Here is a 12,740-nt window from a genome sequence, read left to right as displayed (position 1 = left end):
GGCGATGACGGTGTCGATGGACTGGTTCGGCGTGGCCGTGCTGGTGGTGTGGGGTGCCGTCGCGGCGATCTGCGCGCTGCGCTGGTTCCGGTTCACCTGACCCAAGGCAGCCCTACTACGGGCTGTAGTTCCTGATCAACTACGATCAGGCCGTGCCCGGCGGAACAGCTTTCCAGCGACTGGTCGATCTGCTGCCCATGCCGAGTCTGCGGGTTCAGCGCCTGGTCGCGTTCCTGGTGATCCTCACCCAGGGCGGCATCTCGGTCACCGGGGCGATCGTCCGGGTGACCGCGTCCGGCCTGGGCTGCCCCACCTGGCCCCAGTGCTTCCCGGGCAGCTTCACGCCCGTACCGCACGCCGAAGTCGCCGTCGTGCACCAGGTGGTCGAGTTCGGCAACCGGATGATCACCTTCCTGGTGGTGTTGACCGCCATCGCCGCGGTCCTGGCCGTGACCCGGGCCCGTCGCCGCCGCGAGGTGTTGATCTACGCCTGGCTGATGCCGGCATCCACCGTGGTCCAGGCGATCATCGGCGGCATCACGGTGCGGACGGGCCTGCTGTGGTGGACCGTGGCCATTCACCTGCTGGCGTCCATGGCGATGGTGTGGCTCGCGGTTCTGCTGTTCGTCAAGATCGGGCAGCCCGACACCGGTGCGCCGACGGAAACCGTGCCGAAACCGTTGCGGCAGCTGACCGTCCTGAGCGCTGTCCTGCTGGCCGCAGTCCTGGTGACGGGAACGCTGGTGACCGGCGCCGGCCCCCATGCCGGCGACAAGAGCCTCGATCGCGTGGTGCCGCGCCTGCAGGTCGAGATCACCACGCTGGTGCACATGCATTCGTCGCTGCTGGTCGCCTACCTGTCACTGATCGTCGCGCTGGGATTCGGTCTCGCCGCGGTGCGCGCCCCACGCCCGGTCATGGTCCGGCTCGCAGTTCTGGTGGTGCTGGTGTGCGCCCAGGGACTCGTCGGCATCGTGCAGTTCTACACCGGTGTTCCCGCGGTCCTGGTCGCCGTGCACGTCGCCGGTGCGGCCACCTGCACCGCGGCCACCGCGGCGTTGTGGGCCTCGATGCGTGAGCGGGTCAAGGCCGGCGACTAGCCCGGCGTGCTCCTCGTCAGTGCTTCCACCCGGCGGCGGCCTGCGCGTCGAACGTCGCGTCGATGCGATCGAATCTGCGCCGGATCGAAGTTCGTGACGCCTCGTGCGACAGCACGTACAGCCGGTCGGCAAGCACCGCCTCGGCGGTGAGCCGGGCCACCTCGTCGACGTCGAGAACGTCGTTGCCGGCGATGAGTTGATCCTCGACCGCATGTCCGCGTGCCCGCGCCGAGGTGGCAAGAAGGTTGGTGCCCACCATCATCGGGCACAGGACCGAAACCCCGATGCCTTCGCTGTCGACCTCGCGGGCCAGCACCTCGGCCAGCGCGACCACACCGTACTTGGCCACGCAATACGCGCCGAGGCCGACGTTGGGGACCAAGCCGGCGAAGGACGCGGTGAACAAGAGATGCCCGCCCTGGCCCTGTTCGATCAGGCGGGGCAGAAACGCCTCGACACCGTGAACCGGCCCCCACAGGTCGACGTCGAGGACGAAATGCCAGTCGTCGTGGGTCATCTGAGCGATCGGCCCGTCGACGGCCACACCGGCGTTGTTGAACACCACGTGCACGGCACCCAGCAGCCGGAAGGCCTCGTCGGCGAGGTGAGTCACCTGCTCGAGTTCGCGGACATCGCACGGCACGCCGTGAGCGTCGTGTCCCTCGGACCGCAGTTGCGCGACGGCTCGACCGAGCGCCGTTTCGTCGTAGTCGGCGAGCACGATCCGGGCGCCTCGCGCGGCGAATTGGCGCGCCGTCGCCAAGCCGATGCCGCTGGCCCCGCCGGTGACCACGGCGCCGCGTCCTTCAAAGGTGTCCACCGGCCGACTCTAGAGCGGCTCGGTCAACCGGTTCGCCGAAATCGCCGACCTGCCATCGACGTAGCGGATCGTCGGGTTCGGCCGGCCCCTCAGAATCCCCGGTGTGACAGCGGGCCCAGCCCGAACCGCTCCAGGGCACCCTCCACGCCGACCGCGAACGAGCGCTCGGCACGCTCCCGCGCGGTCTGGTCGAGCTGCCGGAATCCCAGTCCCGGCTCGACCAGTTCCAGCTCCAGTAGTCGGGGATCCTCCGGACCACCGATCACGTCGACCCGGGCATACACCAGGTCCTCGGGCTCAAGGTCGAACCGCCGGATCACCGCGTCCACCGCCAGGCGACCGACCTCCCAGACCTCGTCATCGGGATCCGCCGGCGACAGCGACTCCTGGGCATAGGTGCCGGTCTCCTCGAATTCGGGTGACTGCCCGGCCGGGGGAAGGATCGGTCCCTTGGTGAACGCGTGGGATTCCTGACCGCCCAGGAACACCAGAGCGGTCTCGCCGTCGGCGATCCGCGGATCGTAGGGCTGCACCAGCACGGCACGGCCGTTGGCGTGCAGCGCTGCCGCGTGGGCCAGGGCCTCCGAGGCATCGACGAATCGCTGTGCCCCGGTCGAACCGGCCCCCACCGCGGGCTTCACCACGACTTCGCCCTTGGGCACGCTGACCTTGTCGCCGACCGCGAAGTACCCGGTCGGCACGACCGGCACCGCCATGCGGTGCAGATCGTCGAGGTAGCGCTTGTCGGTGTTCCACTCGACGATCTGCGCCGAGTTGATCAGGTGGGCCACCGACCGCGTCCAGGTGAGGAACTCGTCGAGACGCTCGGTGTAGTCCCAGGTGGCCCGCAGGATCACCAGATCGGCATCGAGGGTGGCCGGGTCGTCCCAGGGCAGCCAGCGGGCGTGCAGCCCGCGGTTGCGCAGCGCCATGAGCAGGCCGGCGTCGTCGCCGTCGCCGTCGGGCAATGCGGCGCAACCGGCCAGCACGATGCGGGGATGGAACACATCCGGACGGGCGAGCTTCACCCTCGCGATGATAGGTGTGGATGATGGATGGCGTGTATGCCATCGAAGTTGCCGAGACCGGCGGACCCGAAGTCCTGAGCTACGTCGAGCGGCCCGAGCCCTCCCCGGGCCCTGGCGAGGTACTGATCAAGGCCGAGGCGGTCGGCGTCAACTTCATCGACACCTACTTCCGGTCCGGGCTGTATCCGCGGGAGGTCCCGTTCATCGTCGGGTCCGAGGTGTGCGGCACCGTCGCAGCGGTCGGCGACGACGTGGCGGCGCTGGCCGTCGGCGACCGCGTGGTGACCGCGAACGCGACCGGCGCCTACGCCGACTTCTGTGTCGCCCCAGCTGATTTCGTCGCGTATGTGCCCGACGGCGTGGCACCCGACGCCATCGCTTCGGCGTTGCTGAAAGGCATGACCGCGCACTACCTGATCAAATCCACCTATGCCGTGCAGCCGAGTGACACCGTGCTGGTGCATGCCGGCGCGGGCGGTGTCGGCCTGATCCTCACCCAGTGGGCCACCAGCATGGGCACCCGGGTGATCACCACGGCCTCGACGCCGGAGAAGGCCGAACTGTCCCGGCAGGCCGGCGCGATCGAGGTGCTCGAGTATCCGGAGGATCCGGAGGAGTTCGGCGACAAGATCCGCGATCTCACCGGCGGGGCGGGAGTGGCCGCCGTCTATGACGGGGTCGGCGCATCGACGTTCGACGCCAGCCTGGCCAGCCTCGCGGTGCGCGGCACGCTCGCGCTGTTCGGCGCGGCCAGCGGACCGGTGCCACCGGTGGATCCGCAGCGACTCAACGCGGCCGGTTCGGTGTTCCTGACCCGGCCGACGCTGGCCCACCACACCCGCACGCCCGATGAATTCTCCTGGCGCGCGGGAGAACTGATCAATGCCATCGCCGACGGATCCATCACCATCACCGTCGGTGGCCGTTACCCGCTGGCCGATGCGGCCCAGGCCCACACCGACCTGCAGGGCCGCAAGACCGTCGGCTCGATCGTGCTGGTGCCCTAGACCGGCTGCGCGCCGGGGAAGGTCCACGACCCGTCGAGGATCTCGGGCCTCGGCCGGTACAGCCGCACGATGTAGTTCCAGCCCGCGGTGATCGGCAGGACGTTGGCCGCACCGCTACCACCGAACTGCACGGTGGTGGAGCCGTCGTCGTCCTTGACCGCGGTGATGTTGTTCAGCGAGTAGGCATTCTGTGGGTTCGCCGTGAAGTAGCCGTCCTTGTTGTAGACCGTCACCGACCAGAACCCGTCGACCGGGACGTCTTTCACGGTCAGGCGGTGCACGGTGGAGCCGTCGTTCGCGGCCGGCACCACTGTGAGATAGAGCGCGTCGCGCGCGGGGTTGCCGCCCCAGGCGAACGCCGAGCCGATCAGATGCCGGACCGGCTCCACGTCGTACTTGGGGCCGAACATCCGGTTGGTGTCCGTGAGTGTGGTGGACAACGTGATGAGCGCATCGCGAACCGTCTTCTGGCTGACGGGATCCCACTGCGGGATCTCGAAGAAACCCGGCTCGGCCTGCGAGACGGTGATCGCGTCCTGCAGCGCGTGCACAGCGGCCAGGTCAGCGGGATCGCCCGGATCGACCAGGGTGCGCACCGCCACGATCGCAAAGCGGGTGTCGACGGAGTCGCGGCTGAACGTCACCTCGGCCGGCGCGTAGGCGACGTTGGTGGTGTAGTGGTCCTCGCTGATGACCTGCAGCGACATGAACCGCTCCCCGCTCTCGGGCAGCGTGATGGTGACGGGACCGCCGTCGAGATCGAACACCGCCGCGGAGTACAGCGTGTCCCGGTTCTGCCGGATGACGAGCTGGTGGTCAATGGGGGTCAGCTCGCGGTTGTGGAAGAACTTTCCGAAACCGCCGTCCTTGACGGCATTGGCGAAGTACAGGTCGGATTCGGCACGCGCGAAGTTGTCGGGGCTCACCAGTTCGGTCATGCCCACAACGCTGCCACACCAACGGTGTCGGGTGCGGCTGGACCGGATAAGCGATAGCGCCTAGTGACCGAACAGTGTCGGCAACGCGAGCGCCGAGTCGATGGCCAGCGCGCAGAACACCACGGCGAGGTAGTTGTTCGACTGCAGGAACAGCCGCAGCGGCTTCACCGGCTCGCCGCGCTTCACCCCGGAGTAGAGCTGGTGGGCCATCACCAGGAACCAGGCACCCGCGAGCAGAGCGACGGCGCCGTAGAGCCATCCGGTGGCCAGCGCGAGCACCAGCGTGGTGATGACCGTGAGCCAGGTGTAGATCAGGATCTGGCGGGTGACCTGACGCTCGGTGGCCACGGCGGGCAGCATCGGCACCCCGGCCGCCTTGTAGTCGTCCTTGTAGCGCATCGCCAGCGCCCAGGTGTGCGGCGGAGTCCAGAAGAAGATGATCAGGAACATCACCAATGCCGGCCACTGGATGGTGCCGGTCACCGCGGACCAGCCGATCATCACCGGCATGCAGCCGGCCGCCCCGCCCCACACCACGTTCTGCGACGTGCGGCGCTTGAGCAGCAACGTGTAGACGAAGACGTAGAACGCGATCGTGGCCACTGCCAGCACGCCGGACAGCAGATTCGACGTCCAGGTCAGCCAGCAGAACGAGGTGACCGAGAGCACCAGACCGAAGATCAGTGCGTGCCGCGTCGGGACCGAGGCCTGGGCCAGCGGACGGCGAGCGGTGCGCTTCATCACCTTGTCGATGTCGGCGTCGGCCACACAGTTGAGGGTGTTGGCGCCGGCCGCGGCCAGCATGCCGCCCACCAACGTGTTGAGGATCAGCAGCGGGTCAACGGTGCCCCGGTCTGCCAGCAACATCGCCGGGATGGTGGTGACCAGCAACAACTCGATCACGCGCGGCTTGGTCAACGCCAAATACGACAGGATGGTGGATCGTATTCGGCTCGGCGCCCCATTGATGAGCCGGCGCTCGCGAATGCTCACGCAAATAACTCCTCGGGTGGCGTCACGCGGCTTCTACTACACACGATGGTAGACCGCCGCCCGAACACCTCGGCACCGCAGGGTCTGTTCGGGGCGACAACCGGGTAAACGGCCGGGTATCGGTGGGAGAACCAGTCTGCATCTGTTCAGTCCGCCCCACTAGGGTGTTTGTCGTAGCAGCATGGCAACTGCGCGCGCACGTGCCGGCAGATAGAAGACGAGGAAGTGAGCTTAGTGACCACCGCCGAAGAGATCACCGCTCTCACCCAGCCCAACCACCCAGATGACTGGACCGAAGTCGACAGCGTTGCGGTCGACACCGTCCGGGTGCTCGCGGCTGACGCGGTGCAGAAGGTCGGCAACGGCCACCCGGGAACAGCGATGAGCCTGGCTCCCCTCGCCTACACGCTGTTCCAGCGACAGCTGCGCCACGACCCCAGCGACACGGAGTGGATCGGCCGGGACCGTTTCGTACTGTCCTGCGGGCATTCCAGCCTGACCCTGTACCTGCAGCTGTACCTCGGCGGGTTCGGCCTGGAGCTGGCCGACATCGAGGCGCTGCGCACCTGGGGTTCGCTGACCCCGGGCCATCCCGAGTACCACCACACCAAGGGTGTGGAGATCACCACCGGTCCGCTCGGCCAGGGGCTGGCGTCGGCGGTCGGAATGGCGATGGCCGCTCGCTACGAGCGTGGCCTGTTCGATCCCGACACCGCACCGGGCGAGAGCCCGTTCGACCACTACATCTACGTGGTGGCCTCGGACGGCGACATGGAGGAGGGCGTCACCAGCGAGGCGTCGTCGCTCGCAGGCACCCAGCAGCTCGGCAATCTCATCGTGTTCTGGGATGACAACAAGATCTCCATCGAGCACAACACCGACATCGCGCTGAGCGAGGATGTGCCCGCGCGCTACCGCGCCTACGGCTGGCACGTCCAGGAGGTCGAGGGCGGCGAGAACGTCGTGGGGATCGAACAGGCGATCGCCGAGGCCAAGAAGGTCACCGACAAGCCCTCGTTCATCGCGCTGCGGACCATCATCGGCTACCCCGCCCCCACCAAGATGAACACCGGTGGCGTGCACGGGTCTGCCCTGGGTGCCGACGAGGTGGCAGCGACCAAGAAGATCCTCGGCTTCGACCCCGACAAGAGCTTCGAGGTGCGCGACGACGTCATCGCCCACACCCGTGAGCTGGTGGACCGCGGCAAGAAAGCGCACGCCGACTGGCAGGTGACCTTCGATGCCTGGGCCGAGCGCGAGCCCGAGCGCAAGGAGCTGCTGGACCGGCTGCAGGCGCAGAAGCTCCCCGAGGGCTGGGACGCCGACCTGCCGCACTGGGAGCTCGATTCCAAGCCGGTGGCCACCCGTGCCGCCTCGGGAGCCGTGCTGGCCGCCGTCGGCCAGACCCTGCCCGAGCTGTGGGGTGGTTCGGCCGACCTGGCCGGCAGCAACAACACCACCATCAAGGGCGCGAATTCGTTTGGGCCTCCGTCGATCTCGACCGAGGACTGGAATGCGACCTGGTACGGCCGCACCCTGCACTTCGGTATCCGCGAGCATGCGATGGGCGCCATCCTGTCCGGCATCGTGCTGCACGGCCCGACCCGCCCATACGGCGGAACGTTCCTCCAGTTCTCGGATTACATGCGGCCCGCCGTGCGTTTGGCCTCATTGATGAACATCGATCCGGTCTACGTCTGGACGCATGATTCGATCGGCCTCGGCGAGGACGGCCCGACGCACCAGCCGATCGAGCACCTGGCGGCGCTGCGCGCGATCCCGAACCTGTCGGTGGTCCGTCCGGGTGACCCGAACGAGACCGCCTACGCATGGAAGACCGTGCTGGAGCGCACCGCCAGCACCGGACCGGTCGGGTTGATCCTGACCCGTCAGGGCGTCCCGGTGATCGAGGGCACCAGCGCCGAAGGCGTGGCCCGCGGTGGCTACGTGCTCGGGGGCGCCCCCGACGAGAACCCCGACGTGGTGATCATCGCCACGGGTTCCGAGCTCCAGCTCGCCGTCGCAGCGCAGAAGCTGTTGGCGGACAAGGAGATCACCGCCAGCGTGGTGTCGATGCCGTGTGTCGAGTGGTTCGAATCGCAGCCCAAGGAGTACCGCGATTCGGTGCTGCCGCCTGCGGTTTCGGCCCGGGTGGCGGTCGAGGCCGGAGTGGCGCAGAGTTGGTACAAGCTGGTCGGAGACACCGGCGAGATCGTCTCGATCGAGCACTACGGCGCCTCGGCCGACGACAAGACGCTGTTCCGTGAGTTCGGTTTCACCCCCGAGGCCGTGGCGGCCGCGGCGGAACGATCACTGGACAACTGACCGCACCGCGGTCGTGACAACTGACAGACGACTGGCAGGAGAAGGCGAATATGACTCAGAACCCGAATCTCGCGGCCCTGAGTGCCGCGGGTGTGTCCGTCTGGCTCGACGATCTGTCGCGCGAGCGGTTGCAATCAGGAAATCTGACGGAGCTCATCAATACCCGCAGCGTCGTGGGGGTGACCACCAACCCGTCGATCTTCCAGGCTGCGCTGTCGAAGGGCACCGCCTACGACGCTCAGGTCAAGGAACTCGCCGAGCGGGGCGCCGACGTCGACGCCACCATCCGCACCGTCACCACCGACGACGTCCGTAACGCCTGCGACGTCCTGGCCAAGCAGTACGAGGCCTCCGAGGGTGTCGACGGCCGGGTGTCGATCGAGGTCGACCCGCGACTGGCCCACGACACCGACAAGACGATCCTGCAGGCGATCGAGCTGTGGAAGATCGTCGACCGGCCGAACCTGCTGATCAAGATTCCCGCGACGCTTGCCGGGCTGCCTGCGATCACCGCGGTGATCGCCGAGGGCATCTCGGTCAACGTCACGCTGATCTTCTCGGTGGAGCGGCATCGTGCGGTGATGGACGCCTACCTGGCCGGTCTGGAGAAGGCCAAGGAGGCCGGCCACGATCTGTCCAAGATCCACTCTGTCGCTTCGTTCTTCGTGTCCCGCGTGGACACCGAGATCGACAACCGGCTCGAGAAGATCGGTTCCGAAGACGCGTTGGGGCTGCGCGGCAAGGCCGGTGTGGCCAACTCGCGCCTGGCCTACGCGGCCTACGAGGAAGTCTTCGGCGGCGAGCGCTTCGCTGCGCTCAAGGGTGACGGCGCCCGCGTGCAGCGCGTGCTGTGGGCGTCCACCGGCGTCAAGAACCCGGACTACTCGGACACGCTCTACGTCACCGAGCTGGTCGCACCGCACACGGTGAACACCTTGCCGGAGAAGACCCTGGAAGCGGTCGCCGACCACGGCAAGATCACCGGTGACACCATCACCGGGACTGCGGCGGAATCGCAGGAAGTCTTCGACAACCTCAGCGCCATCGGCATCGACCTGGTCGATGTGTTCAAGGTGCTCGAGGACGAGGGTGTGGACAAGTTCGAGAAGTCGTGGCAGGAACTGCTCGACGCAACACAGGGCCAACTCGACGCCGCTAAGAAATGAGCCCGGCCAGCGGCGGGTCCGACACCGCGTGGCGTAACCCGTTGCGGGACAAGCGCGACAAGCGCATGCCCCGCATCGCGGGGCCCTGTGCGGTGGTGATCTTCGGTGTCACGGGTGACCTGGCCCGCAAGAAGCTGATGCCGGCCATCTACGACCTGGCCAATCGCGGCTTGCTGCCACCCAGCTTCGCGCTGGTGGGCTTCGCTCGCCGCGATTGGGCGGACGAGGATTTCGGCAAGATCGTCTTCGACGCGGTCAAACAGCACGCCCGCACGCCGTTCCGCCAGGAGGTCTGGGATCGCCTGGCCGAGGGGTTCCGGTTCGTACAGGGCACTTTCGACGATGACGCATCGTTCGAACGGCTCAAGGACACCCTGCACAAACTCGATGTCGAACGCGGCACCAGCGGCAATCACGCCTTCTACCTGTCGATTCCGCCGAAGGCGTTCCCCCAGGTCTGCGAGCAACTGTCGAAATCCGGGCTCGCCGACAAGCCGGAGGGCAGCTGGAGCCGGGTGGTCATCGAGAAGCCGTTCGGTCACGACCTCAAGAGCGCCGAGGAACTCAACGCTGTGGTCAACAGCGTGTTCCCGGAGTCGTCGGTGTTCCGCATCGACCACTACCTGGGCAAGGAGACCGTTCAGAACCTCCTGGCACTGCGCTTCGCCAACGAGATGTTCGAGCCGGTGTTGAACTCGCACTATGTCGACAGTGTGCAGATCACGATGGCCGAGGACATCGGCCTCGGTGGGCGTGGCGGCTACTACGACGGTGTCGGTGCCGCCCGGGACGTCATCCAGAACCACCTGCTGCAGCTGCTGGCGCTGACGGCGATGGAGGAGCCGGTGAGTTTCTCCCCCGCCGAGCTGCAAGCCGAGAAGATCAAGGTCCTTTCGGCGACCCGGCTCGCCGAGCCGCTGGACGAGACCAGTTCCCGCGGGCAGTACGCCGCGGGCTGGCAGGGCGGCGAGAAGGTCGTCGGGCTGCTGGACGAGGAAGGCTTCTCGAAGACATCGACCACCGAGACGTTCGCAGCCATCACCCTGGATGTGGACACCCGGCGCTGGGCCGGTGTGCCGTTCTATCTGCGCACCGGAAAACGCTTGGGCCGCAGAGTCACCGAGATCGCGCTGTTGTTCAAGCGCGCGCCGCACCTGCCCTTCGATGCCACGATGACCGACGAGCTCGGCCAGAACGCACTGGTGATACGGGTACAACCCGACGAAGGAATCACCCTGCGGTTCGGGTCCAAGGTTCCCGGGCACATCATGGAAGTCCGCGATGTCAGCATGGACTTCTCCTACGGCTCGGCCTTCGCCGAGGAGTCACCGGAGGCATACGAACGCCTGATCCTCGATGTGCTGCTGGGTGAGCCATCGTTGTTCCCGGTCAATGCCGAGGTCGAATTGTGCTGGAAGATCCTGGATCCCGCACTGGAGTACTGGGCTACGCATGGCAAGCCCGATTCGTACGAGTCCGGAACGTGGGGCCCCGATTCGGCGTTCGAGATGTTGCGCCGGTCGGGCCGCGAATGGAGGCGACCGTGACGAGCGCTAGCGCGAGGAACCGAACAATATGATCGTCGATCTGCCCGAGACCAATACCGGGGCGATCAACAAGAAGATCGTGGCTCTGCGCGAGGAGGGCGGTGCGATCACCCTCGGTCGGGTACTGACGCTGGTCATCGCTCCCGACACCGAATCGGTGCTCGAGGAGTCGATCGAGGCGGCCAACTGGGCCAGCCGTGAGCATCCGTGTCGCGTGATCGTGGTCATTCCCGGGGACCGACTGACCACCGAGGCCCGGCTGGATGCCCAGCTGCGGGTGGGCCGCGACGCCGGCGCCAACGAGGTGGTGGTGCTGCGGTTGTCCGGCCCGCTGGCCAACCACGCCAGCAGTGTCGTGACGCCGTTCCTGCTGCCCGACACCCCGGTGGTGACCTGGTGGCCCGACCTCGCGCCTGCTGTTCCCGCAAAGGATCCGTTGGGCAAGTTGGCGATTCGCCGGATCACCGACGCCACCAACGGCACCGATCCGCTGGCCTGCATCAAGAGCAGGCTCAACGGCTATACGGCCGGTGACACCGATCTGGCCTGGAGCCGCGTCACCTATTGGCGCGCGCTGCTGGCCGCGGCGATCGACCAGCCGCCGCACGAACCCATCACCTCCGCGCTGGTGTCCGGGCTCAAGGACGAACCGGCACTTGACATCCTGGCCGGCTGGTTGGCCAACCGGATCGACGGGCCCGTGACCCGGACGACGGGTGAATTGAAGGTCGAGCTGACCAGACCCAGTGAAACCGTGACCCTGGCACGTCCGCAGACCGGCGTCACCGCCGTGCTGAGCCGTACCGGCAAGCCGGATGCGTTGGTGCCGCTGGCCCGCCGCGAGGCCAAGGAGTGCCTGGCCGAGGATCTACGCCGCCTCGACGCCGACGAAATCTACTACGACGCCCTCACGGGCATCGACAAGGTGAGTTATGTCTGAACGCATCATCGAGACCTACGCCGACGCAGGCGAATTGGCGAAGGCGGCGGGTGCGAGGCTGGTCGGTGCGATCACATCGGCGATCGCCACCCGCGGCGCGGCGAACATCGTGCTGACCGGCGGCACGGTCGGGATCGCGTTGCTGCGCCATGTTGCCGGCGCCGAGATCGAATGGGCGAACGTGCAGCTGTTCTGGGGTGACGACCGCTACGTGCCCCAGGGCGACGCCGAGCGTAACGACCAGCAGGCGCACGACGCGCTGCTGGAGAGCATCAACATTCCGCCGGCGAATGTGCACCGGATGGCCACCAGCGACGGCTTGTTCGGCGACGCCATCGACGACGCCGCCGCCGCATACGAACAGGAGCTGCCGGCACAGTTCGACGTGCACCTGCTGGGCATGGGCGGCGAAGGGCACATCAACTCGTTGTTCCCGGACACCCCGGCGGTGCGGGAGACCACCCGGCTGGTGGTCGCGGTGACCGACTCCCCCAAGCCGCCGCCGCGCCGAATCAGCCTGACCCTGCCCGCGATTCAACGGTCCCGCGAGGTCTGGCTGGTGGTGTCCGGCGAGGCCAAGGCCGAAGCGGTCGCCGCCGCGGTCGGTGGTGCGGATCCGGTCGACGTTCCCGCTGCCGGCGCCATCGGTCAGGAGAAGACCATCTGGCTGCTCGACGAGGCCGCCGCCGGCAAGCTCTGAGCCGACCGTCTAGTCATCCGCGGCACCGCCGTGCCGCTCGCTCGTCGTGTCCGCCAAAGCCTCGGCATAGCCGGCCAGGTAGTCGGCCACTTGATGGTTGCGTGTGACCGGGTCGGCCGCAGCGGCCGACCGGGCTCGGTGTTCGCAGAATTGCCGCACAGCCATTCAGACGCAGT

Annotated in this window: 11 protein-coding genes and 1 pseudogene; 8 read left to right on the top strand and 4 right to left on the bottom strand. The window is 67.2% G+C overall.

What is annotated here, in order from left to right; genetic code table 11:
* Positions 1–100 (top strand): annotated as a pseudogene (locus TX88_RS35150) (multidrug ABC transporter permease); the annotation flags it as partial.
* Positions 101–197: 97 nt separating this feature from the next.
* Positions 198–1,100: a COX15/CtaA family protein gene (locus TX88_RS16660; RefSeq protein ID WP_084622017.1), complete on the top strand. Its 903-nt coding sequence runs from the start codon at positions 198–200 to the stop codon at positions 1,098–1,100.
* A 16-nt stretch (positions 1,101–1,116) separates the two neighbouring features.
* Here TX88_RS16660 and TX88_RS16655 read toward each other — a convergent pair whose 3' ends face one another.
* Both TX88_RS16655 and TX88_RS16650 read right to left on the bottom strand, forming a co-directional pair.
* Entirely contained in the window at positions 1,117–1,920 is an 804-nt protein-coding gene (locus TX88_RS16655) for an SDR family NAD(P)-dependent oxidoreductase (protein ID WP_044518274.1), read from the bottom strand.
* Positions 1,921–2,009: 89 nt separating this feature from the next.
* Positions 2,010–2,948: an ATP-grasp domain-containing protein gene (locus tag TX88_RS16650; protein ID WP_044518272.1), complete on the bottom strand. Its 939-nt coding sequence runs from the start codon at positions 2,946–2,948 to the stop codon at positions 2,010–2,012.
* Between the two features lie 32 nt (positions 2,949–2,980).
* On the opposite strand from TX88_RS16650, the gene TX88_RS16645 reads away from it, so the two are divergent.
* Positions 2,981–3,955 carry a quinone oxidoreductase family protein gene (locus TX88_RS16645; RefSeq protein WP_044519485.1) on the top strand — a complete coding sequence of 325 codons (975 nt, stop codon included), beginning with the start codon at positions 2,981–2,983 and terminating at the stop codon, positions 3,953–3,955.
* Here TX88_RS16645 and TX88_RS16640 read toward each other — a convergent pair.
* Entirely contained in the window at positions 3,952–4,881 is a 930-nt protein-coding gene (locus tag TX88_RS16640; protein ID WP_209447066.1) for a DUF1254 domain-containing protein, read from the bottom strand. The two genes, TX88_RS16645 and TX88_RS16640, sit on opposite strands and share 4 nt — an antisense overlap.
* Before the next feature lie 72 nt (positions 4,882–4,953).
* On the bottom strand, positions 4,954–5,886 hold the full coding sequence (locus TX88_RS16635; RefSeq protein WP_044518269.1) for a heme o synthase: 933 nt from the start codon (positions 5,884–5,886) through the stop codon (positions 4,954–4,956).
* A 234-nt stretch (positions 5,887–6,120) separates the two neighbouring features.
* Between TX88_RS16635 and tkt the strand changes: the two genes are divergently transcribed.
* From tkt to pgl, 5 genes are read left to right on the top strand one after another with little or no spacing between them, the layout of a single operon-like run.
* Positions 6,121–8,211 (top strand): transketolase, encoded by a 2,091-nt coding sequence (tkt, locus tag TX88_RS16630; RefSeq protein ID WP_044518267.1) that lies wholly within the window; start codon positions 6,121–6,123, stop codon positions 8,209–8,211.
* Between the two features lie 50 nt (positions 8,212–8,261).
* The gene (tal, locus tag TX88_RS16625; protein WP_044518265.1) at positions 8,262–9,377 is read left to right on the top strand and encodes a transaldolase; all 1,116 of its coding nucleotides are present in this window, start codon (positions 8,262–8,264) and stop codon (positions 9,375–9,377) included.
* Positions 9,374–10,924: a glucose-6-phosphate dehydrogenase gene (gene zwf / locus TX88_RS16620; RefSeq protein WP_044518263.1), complete on the top strand. Its 1,551-nt coding sequence runs from the start codon at positions 9,374–9,376 to the stop codon at positions 10,922–10,924. The genes tal and zwf overlap by 4 nt, the downstream gene beginning before the upstream one ends.
* Before the next feature lie 28 nt (positions 10,925–10,952).
* Complete coding sequence (gene opcA / locus TX88_RS16615; protein WP_044518261.1) at positions 10,953–11,864, top strand: glucose-6-phosphate dehydrogenase assembly protein OpcA; 912 nt, start codon at positions 10,953–10,955, stop codon at positions 11,862–11,864.
* Positions 11,857–12,564 (top strand): 6-phosphogluconolactonase, encoded by a 708-nt coding sequence (gene pgl / locus TX88_RS16610; RefSeq protein ID WP_044518259.1) that lies wholly within the window; start codon positions 11,857–11,859, stop codon positions 12,562–12,564. Before opcA ends, pgl begins: the two co-directional genes overlap by 8 nt.
* Positions 12,565–12,740 lie beyond the last annotated feature (176 nt).

The sequence above is a fragment of the Mycolicibacterium septicum DSM 44393 genome (assembly GCF_000455325.1).
In the GTDB taxonomy this organism is placed as follows: domain Bacteria; phylum Actinomycetota; class Actinomycetes; order Mycobacteriales; family Mycobacteriaceae; genus Mycobacterium; species Mycobacterium septicum.
The sequence above is the reverse complement of the archived record's forward strand: the minus strand, read 5'-3'. Positions and strand labels throughout refer to the sequence as shown.

What these genes read in the sequence shown, in the direction of transcription:
- zwf (WP_044518263.1), top strand. Translation starts at nt 9,374, where the DNA reads ATGAGCCCGGCCAGCGGCGGGTCCGACACCGCGTGGCGTAACCCGTTG.
- TX88_RS16660 (WP_084622017.1), top strand. Translation starts at nt 198, where the DNA reads ATGCCGAGTCTGCGGGTTCAGCGCCTGGTCGCGTTCCTGGTGATCCTC.
- tal (WP_044518265.1), top strand. Translation starts at nt 8,262, where the DNA reads ATGACTCAGAACCCGAATCTCGCGGCCCTGAGTGCCGCGGGTGTGTCC.
- opcA (WP_044518261.1), top strand. Translation starts at nt 10,953, where the DNA reads ATGATCGTCGATCTGCCCGAGACCAATACCGGGGCGATCAACAAGAAG.
- pgl (WP_044518259.1), top strand. Translation starts at nt 11,857, where the DNA reads ATGTCTGAACGCATCATCGAGACCTACGCCGACGCAGGCGAATTGGCG.